The organism is Amycolatopsis sp. TRM77291, from assembly GCF_054166285.1.
This window is the reverse complement of the sequence record NZ_JBSZHF010000001.1, coordinates 3,445,596-3,469,287: the sequence shown is the minus strand read 5'-3', so window position 1 is coordinate 3,469,287 and position 23,692 is coordinate 3,445,596. Positions and strand designations below refer to the sequence as shown.

Below are 23,692 nucleotides of genomic sequence, written 5' to 3'. Positions count from 1 at the left end.
GTGGGGGCGTGGGGGACGCTGGGGCGGATCGAGCTGGGCGGGCCGCGCTCCCAAGCCGTGCTGGCCGCGCTGCTGGTGAACGCCAACCGGGTGGTCGGACTGGGGTCGCTGGTCGACGCGATCTGGGGAGAGGAGCCGCCTGCCACGGCCGTGGACACGATGCGCACCTACGTGTCCCGCCTCCGGCGCGCTTTCGCCGCGGCCGAACGCGGTGACCGGCTGGTCTCGGAAGCGGGCGGCTACCGGATCCGGGTCGATCCGGGTGAACTCGACCTCGATGTGTTCGACGACCACGTCGCGCTGGGGCGTGAGGCCGTGACGGCCGGCCGGTTCGCGGAAGCCGTGGCCGAGTTCGACGCCGCGATGAAGCTGTGGCGAGGCAGCCCCTTCGCGGGAGTGCCGGGACCGTTCGCCCGAAGCAACGCCGACGCGCTGGCGGAGACCCGGCTGGCGGTGCAGGAGGAACGCCTCGCGGTCGAACTGGAGCTGGGAAACCACGTCGAGGTGATCGCCGGGCTGCAGCGGTTGCGCACCGCCCACCCCCTGCGGGAGTCGCTGTGCGAGCTGCTCATGGTGGCGCTGTACCGGTCGGGCAGGCAGGCCGCGGCGTTGGACGTGTTCCGCCAGACCCGTGAACTCCTGGTGTCCGAACTGGGGGTCGAGCCGGGAACGCGGCTGCGGCAGGCGCATCGGATGGTGCTGGAGCAGGCGGACCCGGTGTCACGGCTCCAGGACGAATCCCCGCGGGATGAAGCCGGTGCGTGGGAGCCCAGGGCCGCCGGGTTGCGCGGGCTGCCGCCCGATGTCGCGGACTTCACCGGACGCCGTGCCGAGACGAGACGCATCACGGAACTGTGTGCGGCGAGCGCGGACCGGACATCACCGGTACTGATCGCCGTGGACGGGATGGCCGGGGTCGGTAAGACGGCGTTCGCGGTCCACCTGGCGCATTCACTGGCGGACCGGTTCCCGGATGCGCAGTTCTACATCGACCTGTACGGGCACACGCCGGGTCTGCCACCGCGAAACGCCCACGACGCGCTGCACGTGCTGCTTCGTGCCGTCGGCGTGCCGGCGGAGGCGATACCGGAGAACACGGAGACGCGGGCCATGCTCTGGCGCGACGCCCTCGCCGAGCGGCGGGCGCTCGTGGTGCTGGACAACGTGGGAGACGGCGTGCGCGTCGAATCCCTGCTCCCGGCCGGGCCGGGCTGTGCCGTGGTGATCACCGGCCGGCATCGGCTGCTGGACCTCGACGGCGCCTGCCAGCTCACCCTTGATCCGCTTTCGCCCGCCGACGCGGGACGGTTGCTCACCCGGATCGCGGCCGCTCGCGGTGCCGAGCCGGACCGCGCGGCGATCGCCGAAACCGTACGGTTGTGCGGGGAGCTGCCGCTGGCCATCCGGATCGCCGGAGCCCGGCTGTCCCGGTCCGTGCCGGTGACGGCACTGCGCCGCAGGCTCAGCGATCAACGGGACATCGTGCCGCGGCTGCGGTCGGGCAGCCGCAGCGTCGCCGCGGCGTTCGCCCTCTCGTATGACCGGCTTCCGCCGGATTCGCGGCGTGCCTTCCACCTGCTCGGTCTCCATCTGGGGCCGGATGTGGACCGCTTCGAGGCGGCCGCGCTCCTCGGCACCTCGCCCGACGACGCCGACAGGCACGTGGAGACGCTGGTCGACGCGAGCCTGATCCAGCAGGTCAAGGCCGAGCGATACCAGTTCCATGACCTGCTGCGCTCCTATGCCCGCGAGCAGGGACTCGCGAGCGAGTCGCAGCCGGACCGCAAGCAGGCGCAGTCGCGGGTGCTGGAGTACTACGTGGACACGATGACGGCGGCGTACCGGCGGTTCTTTCCCGGCGACCGAGCCGGTGCCCGCCTCGCCATGCCGAAGGGGTTCGTCCGTACCTTCGGCACGTACGAGGAGTTCGTCGACTGGTCTCACGTCGACCAGGCGAGTCTCAGCCTGGCATCGACCACGGATTCGGCGGCACACCACGGCCGGGTGTCGCTCGAGGACTGGGTGCAGTTGCTTCGCCCCGATCGCCCGCCCGCCGGGCAGAGCGGAGCCGTGCAGCCCGGCCAGACGCGGATCCTGCACGCCCTGGGAACGCTTCAGTACTGGATCGGCCGATGCGAGGACGCGGAGCGGACACTGCGGCATGCGCTGACGCAGTGCCGCGAGACCGGCGAAGATCGTCGTGAGAGCGCGATCCTGCACACCCTCGGCGAGGTTCTCGTGACCGCGGGAACCCCGGAGGACGCCGTCGGGGTGTTTCGTCGTTGCGTCGAGTCCTCGCGCGCGCTCGGGGATACGTGGGGCGAGGCGATCGCGTTGAACAGCTTGGGCGGCGCCCACCGGGTACTGGCCGAGCATGAATCGGCGCTGAGCTGCTGTACCGACGCGCTGCGCTTGCATCGCGAACTGCGCTCCAGCTGGGGAGAAGGCGTCACGCTCACCAATCTCGGCCGGTTGTACCGCCGCATGGGCCTGCCGGAAAAGGCGCTCGACGCCCTCGACGAGGCGGTGGCCTCGCTGCGCGAGAGCGGTGACCAGCTCGAACTGGCGGCGGCACTCGTCGACCTGGGGTACGCCCGCAGGGCCGGCGATGATCCGGAGCAGGCCAGGAACGCGTGGGAGGAAGCCCTCCCGGTGCTCGACATCCTCGCCGACCCGATGGCCGGCGGCGTGCGCGGTCACCTCCGCGAACTGTCGCCGATGTCCGAGTCCGGCCGGGGTTAGGTTCGCGGCGGCACCGGTCGTGCGCCCGGCCTGTCTTACGTCGGATACCCGACGTGAGGGGGATTCGATGACCAGGACCGCCGAGGGCCGGGCCGGATAAGGGACCGAGGGATCGCACGACGGGGTCGACCTCGTCGTGCACACGGGCTCGTCGGTGTGTCGGGTTCGGGCAAATCCACCATCGCGCGGCTCGCGACGGGGCTCGACCGGCCCCCCTCGGGGACGGTCAGCTTCGAAGGAGCCGATCTGGCCGGACCCGTGCCCGCACGGCTACGGCTGTTCCGGCGCAGGGGGCTTTCCTCTCGGTGGCGGTGATCGTGGCCATCGGCCGGTCGCCCCACGCGGCTTCGGCTTGCGCTTTTCTACGAGGCATTGCGTGTCGCGGTCGCCCCGGCTACAGAGTCCTTTCGAGCACGATGGTGCCGTTGACATCACGCGCTTGAATGCGAACCCCTTGCGGGAACGGATCGTTCACCTCTTTCGGAACGAAGACCACGAAGGTCCCGTCGACCACCTCGGTTGTCGAGGTCAGTCCGGCGCCGAAGTCACAGGTCACCGTGACCGCTGCCGCCGGCAGTCGCGTCCCGGCGAACGGTGTCCGGGCGTCGCTCCGGTCTCCACCGTCTTCCACACCGCCCAGGGGCTGCATCGGGATCGTCCGGGGCTGCTCCGGCGGGATCTCGAAATGGTCTTGGTAGACCCGCATCTTCAGCCGGCCGGGTCGCCGCGGGTCCGGAACGGTCGTGCACGCCAGGCTCCGGTCGCCCAAACGACCGAGAACGACCTGATAGCCGTCCTTGTCCAGCAGTGCGCCCGGCCGGTATCCCGCCGCGTCGGAGACGGCGTCCGCCGCGCCGTCCAGGCATTCGCCCAGCGCATGTCCCGCGGGCGAGGTCCGGTCGGCCGGGGGGACCGGGCGGTCGACGGCCGAAAGCAGTGGTGCCGGAGCCGACGGCAGGTTCGTGGTCGTCGCTCCGGCAGGTTCGTAGACGGACAGTCGTGTCTTCTCGGGGGCGGTCCAGGTGAACGAAACGAACTGATGGGTCAGAGGCGAAGCTTCCACGGCGTCCCCGCCGCCGGAATCCTCGGCCTGGAACGCGAGACCCGCACCCGGCCAGGCCGGATCGAGGACCCCGCCGATCAGTCCGGTCGAGCTTTGCAGGAGCAGTCCGGTGCGGGTGCCGGGCGCGTATGTGGGGGTGGCGTTCGGGTCGGACAAGGTCACGGTGGTCAGCGTCGTCTCGCAGAACATCGGCCTGCCCGCCGCCGTCGCGGCGACGACCGAAACGTCCAGCATGACGTCCGTGAAATGGGGAACCCATTCCTCGCGCGGGGCCACCCGGTCCGTCTTTCCCGCGGCCCGCACCGCGGCCCAACAGCGATCGAGCGATGACGTCGCCAGTCTGATGTCCAGGTTGAGCCCACCGGCGGCCGGCGCGGGGCCGGGCTCCACCCCCTGCTGACGAAGCGACTGCGCCGCCGCGGCGACACCGGACGCGACGAGAACGACCGCCGCCGCGGCGGCGTACCAGACGCGTGCCGTCCGCCGCGGTTTCGCGACCCCCTCGCGGACGGCCGATCGCATCCGGGCGCGGACGTCGTCCGGCATCGCACGGCGCGGCGGGTACACGGGTTCGCCGCTCATTTCTCCTCCAGCAACTTACGAAGCCGGGCTCGTCCCCGGGAAAGATGGGCGCGGACGGTGACCTCGGCGATACCGAGCAACTCCGCGGCGTCAGCGATGCTCACCTCGGCGGCCAGACACAGTTCGACGACTTCGCGCTGTGATTTCGGCAGCGACCTGACGGCTTCGGCGACTCGCCCCAGCCGGCGCTGGCCGTCGATCTTCTCGGCCACCGAATCGGCGTGGTCGGATACGGCGGGCTGGGCGGGGATCTTCCCGAGCAGGCGCAGCCGGCGGCGAGCACCGCGGTGCTCGTCACGGGCGACATTGGCCGCGACCGTGTAGAGCCACGGCAGGGCGCTGTCCCGCACCAGGGTCACCTCGGCCCGCCGCCGCCAGGCGATGAGGAACGTCGTGGACGCCAGGTCCTCGGCGCTGCTCCACGAACCGGTCAGACGATACGTGTAGTTCCACAGGGCCTCGGCGTGCCGTTCGAACAGTTCACCGAACGCCCCTTCGTCGCCGCCGGCCGCGCTGGCCCACAGTTCCCGGTCACCGGTCTGCTCCACCGGTACCCCCACCCCGATCGCAAGACTGCTCACACCCCGGTTGTGGCCGGCACCGGCCGAACGTTGCGCGCAACTTTCCGGGGCGGAGAAGCCACATCAAGCCATGATCATGGAACAGGTCCGGGCGACGGACAACCAGGCGAAATCCTGGCGGATGCCACTGTCCGTAGCGGTGCTCTCGGCGGTGGTGTTCCTGCTCGCCCGTCCGCATTTGATCGACGACACGTTCATCACGCTGGCGTACGCGCGCAACGTCGCCTTCCACGGCCACTGGGGCCTGCTCGCCGACGCGACATCGAACACCGCGACGTCACCGGCGAACGTGCTCATCCTGGCGGCCCTGACCGTCGTCGTCCGCGACGCCGTTTTCGCCGCCGGGGTGTTGTTCGTGCTGTGCCAGGTTCTACTCGCCCTGGGGTTGCGCAGGCTCGGCGCGGCGTCCGGGTTGCCGCCCCGGTTCCCGGCCCTCACACTCGCCGCGCTGACCGCGAACCCGCTTCTGCTCTCGTCGATCGGGCTCGAGGTCGCCCTCGGCGCGGCGGTCCTGGGCTGGCTCACCGTGTTCGCCGTCGAGAAGATCCCCTTCGCCTTCGGTCTGACAGCCGGCCTGCTCGCGCTGGTTCGGCTGGACCTGATCGTGTTCGCGGCGGTGCTCTTCGTCTTCCTCCGTCCCGGCACGGGACGGTCGCTGCTCGGCGCCGGGCTGGTCACGCTGCCGTGGTTCGGCTTCAGCTGGGTGGTGCTCGGCGCGGCGGTACCGGACACCGTGGTGATCAAGACCCTCCAGGGTGCGCAACACGCTTGGGGTGCCTGGAACTTCGGCAACGGCCCGCTGTTCTACGCGCGTACTTCGCCGGTGATGGCGGCGCTGGCCTTCCTGCCCGCCGTCATCGCCGTCCTCGCCGTGGTGACGCTGGCCATCCGGCCCCGCACGATCCCCGCCGGGTTGCGGCCGTTCCTGATGCTCGCCCTCGGCGGCCTGCTCTACCACCTCGGCTACGTGGTGCTGGCGGTCCCGCCCTACCACTGGTACTACGGCCCCGGCCTCACCGCGGCGACCGTTTTCGTCTGTGCCGTAGCGGTTTCCCACCGAATCATGGCCCGCGGAGTGCTCGCGCTGATCGTCGCCGGTTCGATCGCGTACGCGGCCGCCGGACTTCCCCGCACATACGCGCCGTTCACGTCGAACTACACCTCGAGCGCGCAATACGTACGTATCGGAGCGGAACTGGGAACGCTCGCCGGAGGCCGGATCGTCGGCAGCGCGGGCGAAATCGGCGTCCTCGCCTACAGCTGCGGCTGCCCTGTCGTCGACATGTTCTCCGACCGTGGCCTGCTGCCGGCCGCGATCGAGGCGCGCGGCGGGGAGAACCGCTGGATCCGCGCGATACTCCGCGTGAACTACGCCTTCTTCGACTTCGATGTCCGGCCACGCCGTCCCGAACTCGTGCTGCGCAGGCTGGCTACCCCGCCACTGGACGCGCTCGCGCACTGGACACTCGACGCGCCGACTCTCGGAAAGCAGGAGCTGTACCTGGTGCCGAACAAGGAGTGAAGCCCGAGCCCCGATCGCTCCTTCGACTGCTTCTGGCGTCATCGCGCCTGGTCCCGGGACACTGTGCGGCGGCAGACCAGGCGCCGCGGAACGGATGCTGGCCGCTACTGGGACCGGGGCCAGCTCGACGAACACGGCGCCGTGCTCGAAGCGTATCGCCGCGCCCTCCTGCGCGCGGCCGACGTAGCTGGTCGCCTCGGCCGAGGCCGGTGCCGCGAGGAACGGATGCCGGCACGCCCACCTCACATCCGGCTCCGTACGACGGATGATCGGTTTAACCCGCTTCCCCCCGTTCGGAGGAACAAGGCTTCGCCCGGTCGAACGCGTAGGACAACTCGCCGAGATTTCAGAGTTCGAGTGCTTTCGGCCCGTAGACGGCGCTGGTGTCTTCGACCGTCAGCCGGAACACCGGGATGCCGACAGCGCACCATGCCGTCGGTCAGAGGCGCTTCCACTGCTGCTGTTCCCAGGCGGGGTCGAGCGGGGTGTGGGCGATGTGGTTGGTGTAGTTGGACAGCGTCTTCATGCCGACGCCGAGGATCACGTCCATCACGTGGCGTTGGGTGTAACCCGCGGCCAGGAATTCCTCGACTTCCTCGTCGGGAACCCAGCCCTGCCGGGCGACCATCGACGCGGTGAAACGGCGCGCGGTGTCCAGTTTGGCGTCGGCCAGCGGCTTGCTTTCCCGCAAGGCGGTCACCGTGTCACTGTCCACACCGGACTTGAGGGCGAGGGTGGAGTGTGCGGCGACGCAGTACTCGCATCCGTTCTGGACGCTGGCGGTGATCCAGACGACGTGCTTCGCTTTCGCTGGAAGGGACGACTTACCGAACAGTTCCGCCAGGGCGTTGTAACCGGCGAGCAGTTCGGGCGACTCGGCCATCACCGCGTTCAGGGTGGTGATGAAACCCATGCGCCGTTTCGCTGATTCCAGGTGCGGCCGGGAGGCTTCGGGCGCGCTGGTTTCGTCGTGGAGGGTGAACTCGGGCATCTGGGCTGTCTCCTCTCAGGCGGCCAGCAACGCGATGGTGGCCGATACGGTTTCTTTGAGCGTGCCCGGTTCCGCGCCCGCGCGAGACCGGAGATTGACGCCGTATGCCAGCAACGCCAGCATGTCGGCGGCCGCGGCGGGGGATACCTCCTGCCGCACCTGGCCTGCCGCGGTCGCGTGCTCCATGGCGGTGCGCATCGCCGTACGCAGCCGGTCGTGGTGCAGATTCAGGACGGCACGCACGTCGGGGTCGTCGTTCTCCCTGTTTGCGTGGGCGTTGGAGATCATGCAACCCCAGCGCGCGTACTCGCCGGAGCAACGCGTCGTGATCAGCCCGTCGAAGAAGTCCGTGATGGCGGGCAAGCCGCGGATGTCCTCGGCGAGCCGTCGCATGATCGGCTCGGATCGCCGCGTGACATAGCGGCGCAATGACTCCACATAGAGATTCCGCTTGCCGCCGAACGTCGAGTACAGGCTCGACCGGTTGACCCCGGTCGCGGTCACGATGTCCTGTACTCCGGTCGGGTCCACGCCCTGGCGCCAGAACAACAGCACAGCGGCGTCGAGTACCGCGTCCGGATCGAAATGCTTCACGTCGGGCATGGCCAACCCCGCTATCTTGAAACGTTCGTTCCAAGATAGCGATTCTTCCGAGCGGCCCGCAAGTCGTCGTCCGGCTCGTGTCGCTATCCGCCTTTGCCGGTACCCAAGCCCACGTGTCGTCCGACGTGGTCGATGTCCGCCGCGGCCAGTACCGCGTCCAGCAGGCCCGGGAACCGTTGCTCCAGGTCGTCTCGGCGCAGGGTGACGTAGCAGCGGGTGCCTTCTTGGCGGGTCCGGGTGATCCCGGCGTCCCGCAATACGCGGAGGTGGTGGCTGAGGGTCGATTTCGCCACCGGTGCGCGCAGTTCGCCCCAGCCTCGCTCGCGGCGATCGGACAGTGTTCGCACGAGGCCTATCCGGATGGGATCGCTCAAGGCCGCCATGACCGGGACGAGCGTGATCTCCGCGGTGTCCGGATGTGGCGCTTGATGCATGACGGGCATGCTACCTTGTTCGACGTTCTACGAACATCGAACAAGGAGGATCATGTCCGGCACCGACACAGAAGCGGCATTCACCGGCCGGGTCGTGATCGTCACGGGTGCGGGCTCGGGCATCGGGCGGGCCGCGGCGCTGGCCTTCGCCCGGGCCGGAGCCCATGTCCTCGGCGTCGGCCGCCGTCGGCAAGCTCTGGACGCCACGGCCGGCCTGCACCCCGGCATAGCGGTGGTCGCCGCCGATATCTGCGCCGATGACGCGCCGGAGGCCGTCGTGCGGGCAGCGGTGGAACGCTGGGGCGCGGTGGACGTCCTGGTGAACAATGCCGGTGCCACCGCGCTGATGCCCTTGGCCGAGGCCACTGGTCCCCGCATCGACGACCTGTTCCGCCTCAACGTCACCGCCCCCAGCCTGCTCGCGCGCGCCGCGCTGCCACAGTTGCGCGAAACCGGCGGGGCGATCGTGAATGTGTCCAGCACCTACGGTCATCGGCCCCTGCCCAACGCGGCTCACTACGCCGCCACCAAGAGCGCGCTTGAGCACCTCACGCGCAGCTGGGCCCTGGAACTGGCGCCCGACCGGATCAGGGTCAACGCCCTGGCCCCGGGACCCACCGAAAGCGAAGCCCTCGCGTCCGCCGGCCTGACGACGGACATGGTCGAACAGATCAAGAACGACGAAGCGGACCGTATCCCGCTGGGACGCCGAGGCGAACCCGGCGAAGTGGCCACCTGGCTCCTGCGGCTGGCCGATCCGGCATCCAGCTGGCTCACCGGCCAGGTCCTCACCCTCGATGGCGGGCTCGAACTGCTCTGAGCAGTCTTTGCCTGGCACGACCGCTTCACCGGAACTCCGTCGGGCGAGAATCCGAAAGAGGCGGAGCCGCTGTGTTCGACCACGCTATCTGCCCGTTTGGTGACGACGCTGCGATAAGTCGTGGGTGATGGTCCGGACACTGGAACGGGCCCGGGGTGCACCGGCGTTGGGTGGCCGCTACTGGAGCAAGGACGGGGTCGGCTTCGACGCGGGGTTGGTGGCTTCCGCGGGTGCGGTGTCGTTAGCGGGTGAAGGCCAGGGTGATCCAGTTCGAGAACTCGCAGGCGAGGTGCATCCGGTGCTGGGTGACCATTGTGGGCAAGGTGAGCCGAGGGACTCGACGCACAGGTGGGCGTGGAAGCCGTCGGCGTGGTCGCGGAACTCGTGCCGGACGCCGCCGATGGCCAGGCCTGTGCCGGTTCGGGCGACACCGGAGGCATCGAGCGGGAACTCGGGGTTCCGGTGGGTGATGATTTCCGCGGTGTCGGCGTAGTCGATCAGGAACCGGGTCGCGAGTGGGCTGCCCCCGGTCGTTTCGATGACTTCCTGTCGTCCGTCGGGTGCGGTGTCGATCAGGAAGTGGTCCGGGTTGGCGGCGATCATGCTGCGGGCGTAGTCGTCCCGTCCGGTGTCGTTGAACCAGGCGAGGAACGCCGCGGCGGTTCCGGATCCGGTGACATCGAGGTCGCAGGTGCTGGTGACGCGGCGCCCCCGCGAGAGGCGGGTGGAAGTGCGCGCGACGGCGTCGGCGCGACGGATGTCGCGGGCGAGACGGCGACGGATCTCATCCGGTTCGAGGTCGAGTTTGGCGTCGGCGAAGGCCATCCGTGCGCGGGTGAGGTCGGGCAGAGGTGCGGTCGTCAGGGCTGCGGCGTGTCGCGGGCAACATGGACTTGGGTGAATCCCTGGTCGAGGAGCCTTCGCCGGTCCGACTTCCCGCCTGATCGCACCCAGTGGCTGGACACGGCATCGAGTACGGCGGTTGCGGTGTTGGTGAGCAGGTCGGCTGTGTACGCGTCGATCTCGGCGCCTCGTCCGTCTTTGAGCGCGTCGCTGACTCGCCGTCGCCATTCTGCTCGTCGTTGGTGGAGTCTTCCGACAAGTGCGGGCGTGGCTTCGATGAGCCGCAGGGTGACGAGGACCTGCTCGCTCGCCTGGATGTCGTCCTGCCGGGCGCGGAATACGTGATGTAGAGAGTCCCAGGGGTCTTCGTCCGCAGGTCGGGCGGCGATGTCGGCGACCACGTCCTCGCCGGTGAGGTCGACGCCGTCGAAGACGACGTCTTCCTTGGTGGGGAAATACCGGAAGAAGCTGCGCTTGGTCATGCCGGCCGCTCGAGCGATCTGATCGACGGTCGTGTTCTCGAAGCCCTGGCGGGTGAACAGGTCGATGGCTATCTCGGCGATCTCCGCTCGCACAACTCGTCTCGCCCGTTCCCGCAGCCCTTCGCTCATGCACTCAGACTACTTCTCTACACTCGAAGACGATAGTGTCACCGAGTGACATAAGTTGAGCGAGTGGAGTGCTGACGTGGAAGGCAGGACTGTGGTGGTAACCGGGAGCACGGGAGGGATCGGGAAGGAGACCGCGCGACGCCTGGCAGGGCTCGGCGCGAACGTCGTCCTTGTCGGGCGTGACAGGAACCGCGCCGATGCCGCCGCGGAGGAGCTCCGTGGCTCCAGCGGGAATGACAGCGTCGAGGCGATCACGGCCGATATGTCCCGGCTCGGCGAGGTGAAGCGCCTCGCCGACGAGGTCCGCAGCCGGAACGGCAGCGTCGATGTGCTGATCAACAACGCGGGAGCGACCAGGTCTCACCGTGAGGTGACCGAGGATGGCCTCGAAACCGCGTTCGCGGTCAACGTAGTGGCACCGTTCTGTCTGACGCACTGGCTGATGCCGGCGCTGTTGGCCTCGGGTGCTGCTCGGGTCATAAACATCACCGGCGGCATCCCGAAAGGCGGTATCGCCCTGGACAATCTTCAGGGCGAGAAGTACTACGTCGGCCTGTCGTTCTACAACCAGACCAAGCTGGCACAGATGGCGATGAGCTACCGCTTCGCCCAGGAGCTCGAAGGGAAGCCGGTGACGCTGAACGTGGCGTACCCCGGTCATGCCTACACTTCCATGAACAAGAGCCTCACCATCGACACCTACCCGCCGCTGGCCCGGCCGATCGTGCCACTGTTGCGGCTCGCGATGCCGGTCGTCTATGGCCGACGGGCACTGCTCAAGGCCACACGGTCCAGTGTCCATCTCGCGTCCAGCGCCGACGTTCGCGGAATCAGCGGGACCTACTTCAACAGCAAGGTCATCCCGGCCCGGTGGCCCGACGCTGTCCTGGACGAAACGACGCGAAACACCATCTGGGATCTGTGTGCGACACATCGCGACCGGGTGACTGCGTTGTGAGCCCGCCATCATGCGACCGGGTAAGCGAGACATGACCCACTGCAACGCTCTTCTCAGGGTTGTTCGAAGACGACGACGCCGGTCTCCAGCACGCCGAACGCGGTCGCCGGCGCCTGGCGGGCCCGTACTCGGCGCGTGCACGACGCCGCCGTCGCGACCGGCCAAGTAGGTGTCGTGATCACCTGGTCGTGATGCGGCCGCACGATCGCAGTGGCGGGAAGTCCAAAGAGGAGTGTGAGGTCTTCATCGAGACGCCTGTGTAGGTGGGAGTAGGCGGTCGTTGTCGTCAAGCAGTGAGAGTGGTGCCGGGTATCGCTGGAATGGTGCGGATGCCCTGAGGCTTCAAGCTGTGGTCCGGGCCCAGGCGATGAAGGGGTACAGGTACAGGCAGTGGCCGCGGCCGCAGTCGAGCCAGTGCAGTAGACGGGCGGCGACCTCCACGTTGCTCATGCCCGTGGCGAGGTGCTGCAGGACGGCCAGTTCCCGCTGAGATAGTTGCTCCGGCAGGGTCGACGAAGCGTCCTTCGCGAAGACTTTCGCCCCTTCCTCCACCCGCCGGATCGTCGCCGCGATCGCGGCCGCGCTGCCGACAGCCTTCCTCCCCCGACATCAGGACCGCCCGGACGTGCGGCACAACTCCAGCCTCGCCGCCAACCGCGAGGCCGCCGACCACTCCTAGCGCACCTTTCGCAGCGCGCGTTGGGCGGCCGCGGCCCCGCACATGCCGTGCGCGCCCGGTCCGGGCGGTGTCGCCGCGGAACAGAGGCAGTGCCCCGGCAGACCGGTGTCGTAGGGATTCAGGGTGGTGCGCGGGCCGAAGAGCAGCTGCCGGAAGTCCTTGGCCCCGGTGAGGATGTTCCCGCCGGCGAAGTTGGGGTTGTCCGCGGCGAACGACGCGGGTGTCTGGACGGCGGTTCCGAAGACACGATCCCGGAATCCCGGTGCGAAGCGTTCCAGCTGCGCGGTGATGGGTCCGGTCGCGTCACCGTCGTACCCGTGCGGAACGTGGGCGTAGGCCCAAACGGGGTGGACGTTTCCCGCGGATCGACTCGGGTCCGCGAGGTATTGCTGTCCTACCAGGACGAACGGCTGCTCGGGCAGTGTCCCTTGTGGACGGCCCGCTCGGTGGCGGCGATCTCCGCGGCGGATCCGCCGCGGTGGACGGTGCCCGCGCGCCGGGCGGCCGGAGCGGTCCACGGGACATCGCCTTCCACGGCGAAATCGACCTTGAACGCGGCCGGGCCGAACCGGAACCTGCGGTAGGCTCGCGCGATCGGGCTCCGGAAGAATCCTGGCGGGAAGGGCCTTACGCGGCCGCGATGCTCAGGGTCGAAGGCCTTCATCTCGGAAGCGAACAGCACCGAACCAGGAATATGCGCCCAGTAGAGTGGTTTGATGCCTACCGGGCCGCGAGGAACGGCAGTCCCGGGCCGGCGGCGGTCAACGCGAACATGCCCCGCAGAACCGAAAGCGCCTGCCCTCCGCCGTTGACGGCGACGCGCAGAGCGACTTCGTTGTCGGACCCGTCGACCAGCGATAGCCCGGGAACAGCGAGCGCAGAGTCGCGTGGTTGTAGATTTCGCCGTTGCCGATCAGGTGATTGCCCCCGTGATCGACGAGCGGCTGGTGTCCACCGTGAGTGTCCACAATGGATAATCGTCGGTGGCCCAACCGGTGTTCGGTAGCTCGACGCTCCCGTGATCGTCCGGGCCGCGGTGGGCGATGCGGTCGAGCATGTGCCGTCCGAGCAGGGGAACGGGTTCACCGTGGATGGCGACGATGCCGCACATGGTTCACCCCTTCCTGCCGGAGGACCGGCGACGGCTGGTCTTCGCCCAGGTGCCGCAGGCGCTCATGCTGCACCACCGGCGGGCTCCGTTCTTGCTGGTGTCGTAGAACAGCCAGCCGCAGCTGCCGTTGTGGCCGAGGCATTCCTTGATCCGGCTGAAATCGGCGTTGATCGCGGCTTCCACCGCGGACTGTGCGATCGGCCAGAGAACGCAGTCGAGTTCGCCTCTGGGGGACCAGCTCCAGTTCAGACCGGCCGGCGTGGAGACCAGGCTGGCGCGTCGCATCGCCTCGGTGAACTCTTGTTGAAGGTATTCGAGTGCTGAGCCCGGCGGTTCATCACCTTGGGCGATGGCGGCGAAGACCACGTAGATGGACTCGCGGAGTTCTTTGGCCCGCGACAGTGTGTCGCGTGCCGCGTCGGGATCGCGATCGACGCGTTTGCGCAGCAGACCCGCTCGGTTCGTCCCGATGGTACCGGCGTTCGCGGACCACTCGACGAGGCTGGTGAAGTCGGCGAGATAGTCGTGGGGATCCTTGTCTGCGCGAGCCCGGCGAGGGCCGACGGTATTGGCGAAGTCCAGGCAGGCGAGTCCGCCGATGTGCTCCAGTGGTTCAGGCATCCGAATCCTTCCCGGCGGCCGCGGCGCTGGTTCGCAGCGAGCGCAGTTGGCGGAACCGAACATCGCTGACGTAGTGGTCGAGCCAGTCGAACTCCGGGCTCTCGGCCGCTAGGTGACTCAGCCGCTGATCGTCGATGTGCGGCTGCACCGCCGAGCGGAGGTTGAGGTTCAGGGTCACCCGGGTACCGGCTGTCATCGGAGCGGTTCTGTGCAGAACACCCATCAGCTGGCCGAAAACGCTGTGACCGACGCGGTGGGTGATCCGGGTGGTCCGGTCTTCGGGCAGGAACCCCTCCGAAGCCAGTCGGACGCGGCCTTCGTCGAGCTCGCCGCGATATAGCACCAGTTCTCCACCGGAGACGTCGTCCGCCGACAATGCGATAAGCTCTGTGACCGGCACGCTGTCGCCGTGCCAATCGACGGTGCCGTCCTCGGGGCCCATGAAAGTGATCATGGAGCTGAGGAAGTCCACCGGATAGGGCTCGAGAGGGACACCGGCGAGATCGCTGAGACGCCGCAGTCTTTCCTTGTCGTACATCAGTTGCGCGACTTCGGGAATGTGACGATGCGCGTCGCGGAGGTAACGCAGGTCCAGGTTGGTCTTCGCCGCGTTCACTCTGAGGTGGAGTGCTTTGGTGAGGATGGTCGTCAGCAGGTCCGCGGGGTAACCATGTTCGAATTGCCGGACCCCCAGCTCGGAGACCTTCCAAAAACTGGGGCGGCCCAGGATGTCGCTGCGGGTCAGTTCGATGGCTGTGGTCACCGTGTCTCTCCCGATCGTGTGAGTGTGTGTCGAGGAAGGGCCACCAGGGTGGCCAGCGCGAGCAGCGTGGTGATGGCGAAGGCGGTGGTGAGACCGGCGAGATCGACGACGAGTCCGAGCGCTGCAGGCCCCGCGGCAGCGCCCAGCGTGATGAAGACGACCACGACGCTGAAGCCGCGGGTGGGGTGGTCCGGAAACACCATCGAACTCCACACCGACAGCAAAGTGCCGCCGACCATGAACCCGCCGCCGTAGAGAACCGCTGAGGTCAAGGCGAATTCCCAGCCCTGCGGCGCCAGCCAGAGAATGGCTGTCGAGCTGGAAAGAACGAGCTGGGCGACCACGAAGGTCGAGCGAAGACCGTGACGTCGTACGAAACGGCCTGTGAACACCCCTGCCACGCCCGCGATCCCGATGACCGTCCACAGCGCCGGGGCCACACGCTCGTCCCCGCCATTGGCCGTCGCGACGGCGAGCCCGGCGAACGACCAGTAGACGGCGCCGACGAGCCCCGACGAGGCCGCCGCGGCGAACAGGGCCCAGGTGCCTCGCCTGCGCGTCAATTCGAGCCACCGAACCGGCTCACGTGGTCGCGCGCGCGTCGCCGGCGCAGACGGCAGTGTACGGAGATTCCACGCCATCACGAGTAACGCCGCCACGGCCGCACCGAGCCAGACCACCCTCCAACGAGAGTCGGTCGCGAACAAGGCGGCAGGGCCGGCGAGGACGACCCCGAAGGTGGTGCCGGTGCTGATCAACGACAGTGCATGTGCGCGCGCACCAGGGGCGACGGTATCCTCCACGACGTCGGAATACGGCGTCCAGACCCATCCCGGAGCCATTCCGGACACGGCCACTCCCGCGACCAGGACGCCCGTGTTCGGGGCCACGGCGATCAGCAGCATCCCAGCCCCGGCGCAGCCCAGCCCGACGCCGATCGGCAACCGCGGTGACCTCCGGCCCGCCCACCATCCGACGACGCCGAGAGCGACCAGCTCTCCGAGATAGCCAATGCTGGTCACGGCGCCGAGGAGTCCGGCCGAGCCACCGAACTCGACCTGAAAGCGCGGCAGGAACAGGCCATACCCGTATCGTCCGAATCCGTAGGCGACAGCGAGTGTCGCCAATCCGCACAGACCGAGGCGCCACGGGGCGGCCCATTCGCCGCCCGATTCCGGCGTCGTTGCGGCCGCTGTTCCGGTGTGCATGGCTCCGATTACCCCTGGTCCGTTCGCTCACACACCGGCTATCGCAGTTTCACCGGTTTGGAGTAACTGGCACCTCGTCGGCGGCCGGAAATGATGCCACTGCTGGAATATGCCCCTCGTTTGACCTGGCGTATCCCGCTGACCAGGTCTGGATGCACCGGCAAACCCGATTTCGACGGTGACCCTCGAGGTGTCCCACCTGCTTGGCGTAACCCTTGGTGCGGGGTGGCCTCGCGCGATACCCGCAGCGCGGTAATCCAAACCGGCGCGTCGTTGAACAAGGAGTAATACGTCTCGATGCGTGCTTCACTCGGATGTCGGCATGGATGCAGTGCTTGTCGCACTGCGCTCTTCGTTGCGTCTAATCGAACACGGGTGCTACGTTCATGGTGATCGTTCTCGTCATTGAAACCGTTTGATGGCGTCTTCCCTTTCTTCTTGCTGTGGGGTTTCCGTGACCGATGCATCTATTGCTCCCGTGGCGTTCACCGTCGAGGACAACGGCATCAGCTATGCCGGTACGCATATCAAAGCCACGAAATACCACCAACTCGGAAGCGAGGGCCACCTGCTTCGCCGACGGCCCATCACATCTAGGTCCGACGTCGCCGGGTCGACAGGTGAGGTGCGGTCGGTGCTGCGGCGACGGCTACTTCTTCTTGACTCTGCTTGCTCCGCCGCGCCCCCGTAGGTGGACTTCGGCGGCCAGAAGGGTCCGATGGCGCAGGGCTACGGCCACCGCCGGACTCGCCGGCGGCACCATTTATGAGAAGTGTGTGCGCGGTCGTTGAACAACGTCCCGGTCCGCCGATGGCCTGTTCAGCCTTTGTGGGGGATCATGAAGATGTGGCTCATGTTGGCGTTGTGCGTTGAGGTGGATCCGCGTGAGTCGGTCAGGTCTTCCACGGCGCCCTGTACCCCGCCGTCCATCCCGTCTACCCACTTCACCATGACGTAGGCGCTGAACCGCGGGTCACAGTCGGCGCGGACGGTGAAGTTGGGCAGGTGCAGTGGTACGTGATGGCGGTGCACCGCGTACGACATCTCGCGGAGTTCCCCGGTGGCCCGGTCCTTGTGGCAGACCTCGTTGCCCTTCCACTGGGTGACGTACAGAGTGAAGGTGGCCGTCGACGCGGTCGGATCGGGCGTGTCGCAGAGCTTGTACTTCTGCGGATAGCAGACCTGGAATTGGGTGTCGGCGACGACGCTGAGGTGGGTGAATCCCGGCGCGAAGGTGACGGACCTGAGTACCGGCTCCCGGGCGATCATGCGGGGAGCCGGTCCCACGTGCAGGAGGCCACGTGGCACCGCACTCTGTGCGGGCGCGCCTGTGGTCGTGTTGTCCACGGACGTGTCGGCGACCTCGATTCTCCCGCTGTCCAGCCGGAACTGCGCGTCGAGGTCTTCCCTGAGCGCCGCGGCGCGGACGTAGGCGGTGCAGGCGACTTTCGTGGCCACACCGGGATGCAGCAGGAAGCGTGTGGTCAGCTGGACCTCTTCCTTCTCCCGCTCCGACGACATGCCTTCCTGCAGGAGGTTCTGTCCGGTCACATGGTTCTGCTCACCGCCAGGCCACCTGCACCGCACCTCGTTGTCGAACAGCGAGCGGTGGGTCGCCGAGCTCGCGCGCATCACCGACACCACGTGCGCGGTCTGCGTCGTCGACATCTCGAGCTCGACGCTGCCCAGCGCCACCACCTCATGATCGGGCTTCCAGGATCCGCCAGGCACGGCCTTGGGCGTCCGCGGCGCGAGTATGCGACGTGGCGCGAAGTCGTATCGGACGACGGCGTCGGCGGGCGCGGAAGTGGAGGGGGCTGAATCAAGGAATGCCGTGCTCGACGGGATCACGATCGCCACGAGGACCGCAGCGGCGGCCGCGAGTGATCGTGGGCGCCGCCGGCCAGAGCCGGAGGCCAGGTCGGGGGTTTCCACCGAGGAAACTGGTGTCTCCATGGTGATCTTGCCGTTGGCCACATTCCAGTGCCGTAGTAAATCGGCGAGGTCTTGGTCAGTCGCTCCACATGCGGTGGCGATTGCGGCAATCGTCCGGTAATCGGGTGGAACTGTTACTCCAGAGCAGTATCGATGCAGGGTGGAACTGCTGATATGTGACTTTCGGCCAAGCTCTGAATAGCTCAGTCCGCTGCGCTCCTTGAGCGCAGCGAGAAGTTGCGCAAGCTCGCTGCGCGTGCTCGACACATCCATCGACCCTCCCCAAGTCTCCGGTGCCGCGAGCCAGTATGACACCGTCCCACGCCTCCCGAGAACCCCCTGCTCAGGCCCATTTCACGCATGCCGGGACGACACACGTCCCGGCGGCCCTTGCCGCCACTGCCCGTCACCCGACATGGTTGTTCCGCACCCCTCGTGGGCCGTGAAACAAATTCACGTCAGGATCATCCGCAGACACAGAAACTCGACACCACGCCCCATGAAGGCGTGCATGTTTTATCGCGGGAATAGTTCGTCACCCTAAATTCTCACTGATGAAAGGAGACCGCGGGTGAGACGAATACTGTCCTTCATTCTCGGTGCCGTGGTGCTGGTCGTGCTCGCGCCGGCGGCGATCGCGAGCGATGCCACCTATGTCGAGTTCACGCCGCAACAGGTGCTCGCGCCGAAGGTGCCCGAGACAAAGCCGGGTGAGCCGGTGAAGTTCGACCAGGAGGTCAAGGAGCTGGGCAGCGTGGACCTGGAGATGTCGGCGACGCAAACCGCCTACGTCAGATCGGTGATGCGCGCGAACTCCGCCACCTACCGCTCGCTGTTCGACAACGAGGTGCGGTGCACCTGGCCAGGCGGCGAACAGAGCTACGTAACGGGGCAGAACATCCTCCAGAAGGACGCGTCCCTGGAGCCGGACAAGGAGGACGTCCAGCTCACCACCCGCTTCCTGGTCCACCCCGGTGTCGACACGACGGTCACCTGCACCGCGTACGTCCGTGCCGCCACGATGCGCAAGGAACTCGACGCCCGGTTCCAGTTGCACGACGGATTCCTCGAGTTCGCGGACACGTCCGTGGCCAACACCGCGGACGGTCTGCCCGCCCAGCGGGCCACGCCCCGTGGCCTTGTGCGTGTCGGGCCGGACCCCGAGGTCGTGGCGCGCGAGCCCGCGTTGCCGTACTTCACCCTCGCGCCGGGATTCACGAAACTCAGCGTCTTCGCCGACACCGAGTACAAGACGTGCTACCCGGTGAAGGGTAAGGACTGCAACATCCCACCGGCCTCGACGGCCTCCTTCACGCTCTTCGTCAACCAGTGGAACGGCGACAAACTCTGCCAGACCAGCAACGCCACCACGACGACCCGCCGGATGTCCTACTCGGTGCACCACCACTACGTGCCGCTGCACCTGCCCGACTTCCCAGTCCGGGCCGACTGCGAACAGCGGTTCAACGCCTACGTCCTGGTGAAGTGGAAAGACGGCATGGACGGCGGGGTGCAGGGAACCGCGGTAGGCCTGACCGACTCACGCGGGTCGACCACGACCCACAACGCCGGCATGAGCCATGTGTTCGTCGTCCCGGTCAAGAGCTGATGACCGGGAAACCGCGCCGCCACAAACGGCGTACCAACAACAAACAGGAGATGAAATGAAGAAACTCTTCGCCACGATCGCCGCTGGTGCGGCCTTGTCCGCCGGCGTGGCATTCGCCGGAACGGCGAGCGCTGAAACGACGGCAGGGGCCGCCCCGGCGTCGCAAGAAGGTGGTGTGTCGATCACCGCCTACTCGGACTGCCCGTCCGGCTGGTTCTGCGCCTGGGAGCACGCCAACGCTCAGGGCCGAATGGTTCGTTTCCAGACCGGCTCCGCCAATCTCCAGGGACAGAACTTCAACGACCAGATTTCCTCCGTCTACAACCACACCAACAGGATCTGGTGCACCTACACCGACGCCAACTACGGCGGCACCCTGTGGCGTGTTTCCGTCGGCTGGCACGGAAACGTGCCCGCCCACATGAACGACCGCATCAGCTCGCTGCGCGGCTGCTGAGCAGGGGAGTCGATGCCCACGCGTTAAGCCAACCGTGAGCCGTACTATCGCTGTCTAATGTTGCGGATCGGCGACTGGACGACGCCGGTGCTACCGCCTGTGGAGAATACGATCAGCTCCCTCCTTAAAGGCTGCTAATCGGACACGCGTCCGCGCTGCTGGCTTCGAGTGCCTGGATTTGGAGCCAGCAGCGCTTGGCCGGGATCGGATGTGTCGCACACATCCGCGTACTGACCTACCGGTTCGCCGCTACGCCTTCGGCCAGCGCACGCCAGCCGTCGGCCCCGCAGCCTCAGCAGAGGAAACGCCAAGAGCTTGAGGCTGGTCATGGTGATGTCACCGTGAGACAAGCCGAGAAACCGCGAGGTCGCCCAAGATCGACATGTCCTCGGTGGTGAGAACCATCATGACCCGCGTCCGCGACCACATGCGCGCCGAACCGCCCCGGTCGGTCACAGCCTGGAAACGTCCCGGGCAAAGGGACGGATCGCGGTGAGCACCCGCTGAATGCGCGTTGGCCGGCTCGAGGTGTTCGTGATCGTTCAGTGGCTGAGCCGGCTGCCGGTGACCTTGGTGCGGGGCAGGCGTCCGGCCCGGGAGTGGCCGGTGAGTTCGTCGCCGATTGCGATGACGTCGAAGTCGAGGTCGAGGCGCATGGGGCGTGTCACCGATTGGCGCCAGGTGACGCGCTCGCCTTCGGAGATTTCCTCGGTGGTGATATCCGTGAGGGTGACGGTTTCGTCCTTGGTCGTGGCGGTGCCGGTCAGTCCCTCTGTTGTTTCGACGAAATCGTAGGTGACGGCGAGCGTGCCGATCGGGGTTTTGAGCTTCAGCTCCCAGGCCCCGGCGATGGCGTTCATGTGAGCGTGGTCCCTTCGGGTCGATGTCAGACGGCCTTGTCAGCGGGTTTGCGCGGCGGACGGTGTGCGCCAGGGCGTTCCGCGGCGTTCGTGGACAAAAAGCTTTTCGACGGCGTGAGCGACGTGTGAGCCGTACTCGCGTTCGAGCAGGTAAAGGCCGAGGTCCAGCCCGGATGTCACCCCGCTGGCGGAAACCAGGTCCCCGTCGTCGACGACTCGCGCGTGGACGGCCTGCACACCGGTGGCTTCGAGTACTTCCATGCCGAGCGGGTGTGTTACGGCGTGGCGGCCTTCGATGAGCCCGGCCATGGCCAAGGCGAGCGAGCCTCCGCACACGGTCGCCACGGTCACGTCGGGATTGGCCAGTGCTTGTTCGAGCAGCGGTGTGGCGGCGCTTTCGCCGAACCTGTTCAGCAGAACGGGGATCGTTTCCGCTTCCTCGGGGTCGCCGTCCACCGGCCCGGAGGCACCCGGAACGACGATGTAGCCCGGCCGGTCCGGGTCGAGCACGCCGGTCGCTTCCAGCGCCATGCCGCGGGTTCCCGACACGACCCGCCGGGCCCCCTCCGCGGAGACGAACTCGATGTGCAACGTGTGACCGGCCTCGTCGCTGCCGGCGGCAAGAACTTCGAACGGCGCGATCGCGTCCAGTGGGTCGAACCCGTCGAACAGCACGATTTGCGCGGCTTGGGTCGTCAACGGAACTCCTTGTGATCGTTTCGGCGAGTTGCCGGTTATCGCCATGGTGGGCTGGTTCGGGCTTATGGACCGCAGGCTGGATGAAGCATTCGATCGGATATGGCCCATCACTTCGGTGAGCGGAGGCGTGCACTCGGCTCAGATCGGGCGCACGTTCAGGCTTTGGAGATCGGTACCGACGATCAGGCGTCCTGAATATCCCCGCTGTGCCAGCCGCCAGCGGGGCACCGGATTGTTCGCCGGGACGAGGTGGCTGAGTACCAGGGTTTTCGCGCCGGCGGGCTCGGCGACCTGAGCCCCGACCTGCTCGATCGTCGTATGCGACGAAAGCATGTGCTCACGCAACGCGTTGGCCGTTTCGGGTGGCAGCACGGAGAAGAGCCGCTCGACGAATTGCACGTCGATGACCTCGTGGACGAGATAGTCGACGTCACGTGCGAGGTCGATGAGGTTCTCGCTGACCGTGGTGTCCCCTGAGACGACTATCGATCCGTCGGGGGTGTCGAATCGGTAGGCGAAGGCCGGCGCCGTGGGGTGGTGATCGACGAGAGTCGCCGTGATCTTGACGTCGCCGTCCTGCCAGATGTGGATGGGGGTGGGAAGGCGCGGTGGCCGGCCTTCCGGATCGGGTGTCCAGATTCCGGTCAGCTCGACATCGTGGAGCCGGAACAGACCGTCGGGTCCGGCGAGTGCGCTGTCCCGCGCCCGGTCGTTGAGATCGGTCGCGAAGGCTTGCCGGAGGTAGCCGGTCATGCCTACCAGACCTGGTGTCGGATCGGCGGGATTCACCACCGGTGGTTGCGGCCTCCCGGGAGGGAAGACCCGCGGCAGGGTGTTCCGGTTTCCCGGTCCCCACACCTCGATAGGCGGTGCGGTGCGGCCGATAGAATTGGACATGCCGGTGCTGTACATCGCGGGCCAGTCCGTGACGTGGTCGCTGTGGAGATGGGTGAAGAACAGCCCGCGCACGTTGCCGAGCATGTTGCCCGCGTCGATTCCCGGCGGTAGCCCGGCCTGCGCCAGGCGCTGGTAGGCACCCATCCCCAGATCGACGACGTAGACGCGGTCTTGATAGACGATGGCAGTGGACGTACCGGACCTTCGGTGGTCGAGAACTGTCGGGCCACCCGCGGTTCCCAAAAGGACGAGCCGGGTCCGACTGGCTCGGCTGCCCACATCCGTTCGTTCGGGAGCCGCGTTCGCGATTCCGGTTCCTGCTGCGAGAGATCCCGCTGCGGTCGCACCCATGACTTTGAGGAAACGGCGGCGACTGGAGCCGTCCTGTGCCTGAGCTTCGATCACGGCACGGGCGATCACATCACACATGGTGCTCTTTCTGTCGAGTACGCTACGGGCCGGAGGAAGTGCCGCGGGCGAAAACACGCTCATCCCAACGTTTTCCGCTGAGACGCGACCGCCGAACCTGATAACGACTCTAAGCAGCTGTGCGCCGACCCGACACTCGTTTGTGGACAACTACCAGCGGAATATGGCCAACTGCCGCGGCATTCATAATGTTGTTGTCCCCGAAGGCCGTCACCTCTCGCAGAGTGCCTGCGCCACTGGCGTGCACGATCAGCCAGGCACGACGCAGTAGCGGACCTGCCGGCAGCCGCGTCACGGCGTCGTGCAAGCCCGCCGCCGTGATGGCCGTGGCGAGCAGCGCCGCTACGGGAGATCACAACGTCGGCCAGCGCGAACAGATCAGGCAATTCGACACCGACGAATCCGAGTCCCAGGTAGGGCGCCGGGAGTTCGGGGAAGTAACGCTGCCGCGCGTTCCTGCTGCGTCTCCACGGAGGCCGTGGAAGTATCGCGGTGACCAGTTGGTTACGCTGAGTGGTACCCCGAGTGCTGCCGGTGACATACGCCGTCAGCAGAGCACGATCGAAACCCTGCACGCCGAGCGCGTCGACCGCCCGGTCGGCCTGACCTTCCAGGACTTCTGATCGCGCCGGATTTCCCGTGGAAACCGCATGCTTGCGTGTCGAGCGGGACAG

The 23,692-nt window shown here is 67.2% G+C and carries 27 protein-coding genes and 1 pseudogene; 8 read left to right on the top strand and 20 right to left on the bottom strand.

What is annotated here, in order from left to right; translation table 11 throughout:
- Together ACXIZN_RS16245 and ACXIZN_RS16240 are read left to right on the top strand one after the other, a co-directional pair.
- Positions 1-2,742 (top strand): BTAD domain-containing putative transcriptional regulator (locus ACXIZN_RS16245; RefSeq protein ID WP_457955426.1); only part of this gene is annotated, 2,742 nt, incomplete at its 5' end.
- A gap of 96 nt (positions 2,743-2,838) precedes the next feature.
- A complete protein-coding gene (locus tag ACXIZN_RS16240) occupies positions 2,839-3,057 on the top strand; it encodes an ATP-binding cassette domain-containing protein (protein ID WP_457960527.1) in 219 nt (72 codons plus the stop codon).
- Positions 3,058-3,136: 79 nt separating this feature from the next.
- On the opposite strand, the gene ACXIZN_RS16235 is transcribed toward ACXIZN_RS16240, so the two are convergent.
- Positions 3,137-4,387 (bottom strand): hypothetical protein, encoded by a 1,251-nt coding sequence (locus ACXIZN_RS16235; RefSeq protein ID WP_457955425.1) that lies wholly within the window; start codon positions 4,385-4,387, stop codon positions 3,137-3,139.
- Positions 4,384-4,968 (bottom strand): RNA polymerase sigma factor, encoded by a 585-nt coding sequence (locus tag ACXIZN_RS16230; RefSeq protein ID WP_457955424.1) that lies wholly within the window; start codon positions 4,966-4,968, stop codon positions 4,384-4,386. The genes ACXIZN_RS16235 and ACXIZN_RS16230 overlap by 4 nt, the downstream gene beginning before the upstream one ends.
- 70 nt (positions 4,969-5,038) lie before the next feature.
- Here ACXIZN_RS16230 and ACXIZN_RS16225 point away from each other — a divergent pair, with 70 nt between their 5' ends.
- Positions 5,039-6,490, top strand: a complete 1,452-nt coding sequence (locus ACXIZN_RS16225) for a hypothetical protein (protein WP_457955422.1) — start codon at positions 5,039-5,041, stop codon at positions 6,488-6,490.
- A 439-nt stretch (positions 6,491-6,929) separates the two neighbouring features.
- Here the strand turns inward: ACXIZN_RS16225 and ACXIZN_RS16220 are convergent, their stop codons facing one another.
- The 3 genes from ACXIZN_RS16220 to ACXIZN_RS16210 form a co-directional block, all read right to left on the bottom strand.
- The gene (locus tag ACXIZN_RS16220; protein ID WP_457955420.1) at positions 6,930-7,481 is read right to left on the bottom strand and encodes a carboxymuconolactone decarboxylase family protein; all 552 of its coding nucleotides are present in this window, start codon (positions 7,479-7,481) and stop codon (positions 6,930-6,932) included.
- Between the two features lie 15 nt (positions 7,482-7,496).
- The gene (locus ACXIZN_RS16215) at positions 7,497-8,084 is read right to left on the bottom strand and encodes a TetR/AcrR family transcriptional regulator (protein ID WP_457955419.1); all 588 of its coding nucleotides are present in this window, start codon (positions 8,082-8,084) and stop codon (positions 7,497-7,499) included.
- Between the two features lie 83 nt (positions 8,085-8,167).
- Entirely contained in the window at positions 8,168-8,518 is a 351-nt protein-coding gene (locus ACXIZN_RS16210) for an ArsR/SmtB family transcription factor (protein WP_457955417.1), read from the bottom strand.
- A gap of 52 nt (positions 8,519-8,570) precedes the next feature.
- Here ACXIZN_RS16210 and ACXIZN_RS16205 point away from each other — a divergent pair, with 52 nt between their 5' ends.
- The gene (locus ACXIZN_RS16205) at positions 8,571-9,338 is read left to right on the top strand and encodes an SDR family NAD(P)-dependent oxidoreductase (protein ID WP_457955416.1); all 768 of its coding nucleotides are present in this window, start codon (positions 8,571-8,573) and stop codon (positions 9,336-9,338) included.
- Positions 9,339-9,515: 177 nt separating this feature from the next.
- Here the strand turns inward: ACXIZN_RS16205 and ACXIZN_RS16200 are convergent, their stop codons facing one another.
- Together ACXIZN_RS16200 and ACXIZN_RS16195 are read right to left on the bottom strand one after the other, a co-directional pair.
- Complete coding sequence (locus ACXIZN_RS16200; RefSeq protein ID WP_457955415.1) at positions 9,516-10,163, bottom strand: hypothetical protein; 648 nt, start codon at positions 10,161-10,163, stop codon at positions 9,516-9,518.
- A gap of 35 nt (positions 10,164-10,198) precedes the next feature.
- Positions 10,199-10,792 (bottom strand): TetR family transcriptional regulator, encoded by a 594-nt coding sequence (locus ACXIZN_RS16195; protein ID WP_457955413.1) that lies wholly within the window; start codon positions 10,790-10,792, stop codon positions 10,199-10,201.
- Between the two features lie 76 nt (positions 10,793-10,868).
- On the opposite strand from ACXIZN_RS16195, the gene ACXIZN_RS16190 reads away from it, so the two are divergent.
- Positions 10,869-11,750 (top strand): SDR family NAD(P)-dependent oxidoreductase, encoded by an 882-nt coding sequence (locus ACXIZN_RS16190; protein WP_457955412.1) that lies wholly within the window; start codon positions 10,869-10,871, stop codon positions 11,748-11,750.
- Between the two features lie 53 nt (positions 11,751-11,803).
- On the opposite strand, the gene ACXIZN_RS16185 is transcribed toward ACXIZN_RS16190, so the two are convergent.
- The 10 genes and pseudogenes from ACXIZN_RS16185 to ACXIZN_RS16140 all read right to left on the bottom strand — a co-directional run bounded on the left by ACXIZN_RS16185 (position 11,804) and on the right by ACXIZN_RS16140 (position 18,340).
- Entirely contained in the window at positions 11,804-11,953 is a 150-nt protein-coding gene (locus ACXIZN_RS16185) for a hypothetical protein (RefSeq protein WP_457955410.1), read from the bottom strand.
- Between the two features lie 139 nt (positions 11,954-12,092).
- Positions 12,093-12,302, bottom strand: coding sequence for a LuxR C-terminal-related transcriptional regulator (locus ACXIZN_RS16180; RefSeq protein WP_457955409.1), 210 nt, complete (start codon positions 12,300-12,302; stop codon positions 12,093-12,095).
- A 123-nt stretch (positions 12,303-12,425) separates the two neighbouring features.
- Positions 12,426-12,947, bottom strand: a complete 522-nt coding sequence (locus tag ACXIZN_RS16175) for a phytoene desaturase family protein (protein WP_457955407.1) — start codon at positions 12,945-12,947, stop codon at positions 12,426-12,428.
- Positions 12,948-13,090: 143 nt separating this feature from the next.
- Positions 13,091-13,288, bottom strand: a pseudogene (locus tag ACXIZN_RS16170) (hypothetical protein); the annotation flags it as partial.
- Positions 13,191-13,397, bottom strand: coding sequence for a hypothetical protein (locus tag ACXIZN_RS16165; protein ID WP_457955406.1), 207 nt, complete (start codon positions 13,395-13,397; stop codon positions 13,191-13,193). The gene ACXIZN_RS16165 and the pseudogene ACXIZN_RS16170, both read right to left, overlap by 98 nt.
- Positions 13,343-13,540 carry a hypothetical protein gene (locus tag ACXIZN_RS16160; protein WP_457960743.1) on the bottom strand — a complete coding sequence of 66 codons (198 nt, stop codon included), beginning with the start codon at positions 13,538-13,540 and terminating at the stop codon, positions 13,343-13,345. The genes ACXIZN_RS16165 and ACXIZN_RS16160 overlap by 55 nt, the downstream gene beginning before the upstream one ends.
- Positions 13,541-13,543: 3 nt before the next feature.
- The gene (locus tag ACXIZN_RS16155; protein WP_457955404.1) at positions 13,544-14,161 is read right to left on the bottom strand and encodes a CGNR zinc finger domain-containing protein; all 618 of its coding nucleotides are present in this window, start codon (positions 14,159-14,161) and stop codon (positions 13,544-13,546) included.
- Positions 14,154-14,924 carry a hypothetical protein gene (locus tag ACXIZN_RS16150; RefSeq protein ID WP_457955402.1) on the bottom strand — a complete coding sequence of 257 codons (771 nt, stop codon included), beginning with the start codon at positions 14,922-14,924 and terminating at the stop codon, positions 14,154-14,156. The genes ACXIZN_RS16155 and ACXIZN_RS16150 overlap by 8 nt, the downstream gene beginning before the upstream one ends.
- Positions 14,921-16,132 carry an MFS transporter gene (locus tag ACXIZN_RS16145; RefSeq protein ID WP_457955401.1) on the bottom strand — a complete coding sequence of 404 codons (1,212 nt, stop codon included), beginning with the start codon at positions 16,130-16,132 and terminating at the stop codon, positions 14,921-14,923. The genes ACXIZN_RS16150 and ACXIZN_RS16145 overlap by 4 nt, the downstream gene beginning before the upstream one ends.
- Before the next feature lie 819 nt (positions 16,133-16,951).
- The gene (locus ACXIZN_RS16140) at positions 16,952-18,340 is read right to left on the bottom strand and encodes a helix-turn-helix domain-containing protein (protein ID WP_457955399.1); all 1,389 of its coding nucleotides are present in this window, start codon (positions 18,338-18,340) and stop codon (positions 16,952-16,954) included.
- A gap of 298 nt (positions 18,341-18,638) precedes the next feature.
- Here ACXIZN_RS16140 and ACXIZN_RS16135 point away from each other — a divergent pair, with 298 nt between their 5' ends.
- Both ACXIZN_RS16135 and ACXIZN_RS16130 read left to right on the top strand, forming a co-directional pair.
- A complete protein-coding gene (locus ACXIZN_RS16135; protein ID WP_457955397.1) occupies positions 18,639-19,676 on the top strand; it encodes a hypothetical protein in 1,038 nt (345 codons plus the stop codon).
- A 55-nt stretch (positions 19,677-19,731) separates the two neighbouring features.
- Positions 19,732-20,133, top strand: coding sequence for a peptidase inhibitor family I36 protein (locus ACXIZN_RS16130; protein WP_457955395.1), 402 nt, complete (start codon positions 19,732-19,734; stop codon positions 20,131-20,133).
- A 542-nt stretch (positions 20,134-20,675) separates the two neighbouring features.
- Here ACXIZN_RS16130 and ACXIZN_RS16125 read toward each other — a convergent pair.
- The 3 genes from ACXIZN_RS16125 to ACXIZN_RS16115 all read right to left on the bottom strand — a co-directional run bounded on the left by ACXIZN_RS16125 (position 20,676) and on the right by ACXIZN_RS16115 (position 22,940).
- Entirely contained in the window at positions 20,676-20,993 is a 318-nt protein-coding gene (locus ACXIZN_RS16125) for a hypothetical protein (RefSeq protein WP_457955393.1), read from the bottom strand.
- Positions 20,994-21,032: 39 nt separating this feature from the next.
- Positions 21,033-21,692: a DJ-1/PfpI family protein gene (locus tag ACXIZN_RS16120; protein ID WP_457955391.1), complete on the bottom strand. Its 660-nt coding sequence runs from the start codon at positions 21,690-21,692 to the stop codon at positions 21,033-21,035.
- 138 nt (positions 21,693-21,830) lie between these two features.
- Positions 21,831-22,940, bottom strand: coding sequence for an MBL fold metallo-hydrolase (locus ACXIZN_RS16115; RefSeq protein ID WP_457960526.1), 1,110 nt, complete (start codon positions 22,938-22,940; stop codon positions 21,831-21,833).
- 302 nt (positions 22,941-23,242) lie between these two features.
- Between ACXIZN_RS16115 and ACXIZN_RS16110 the strand changes: the two genes are divergently transcribed.
- Complete coding sequence (locus ACXIZN_RS16110) at positions 23,243-23,641, top strand: hypothetical protein (RefSeq protein WP_457955390.1); 399 nt, start codon at positions 23,243-23,245, stop codon at positions 23,639-23,641.
- Positions 23,642-23,692: the final 51 nt, after the last annotated feature.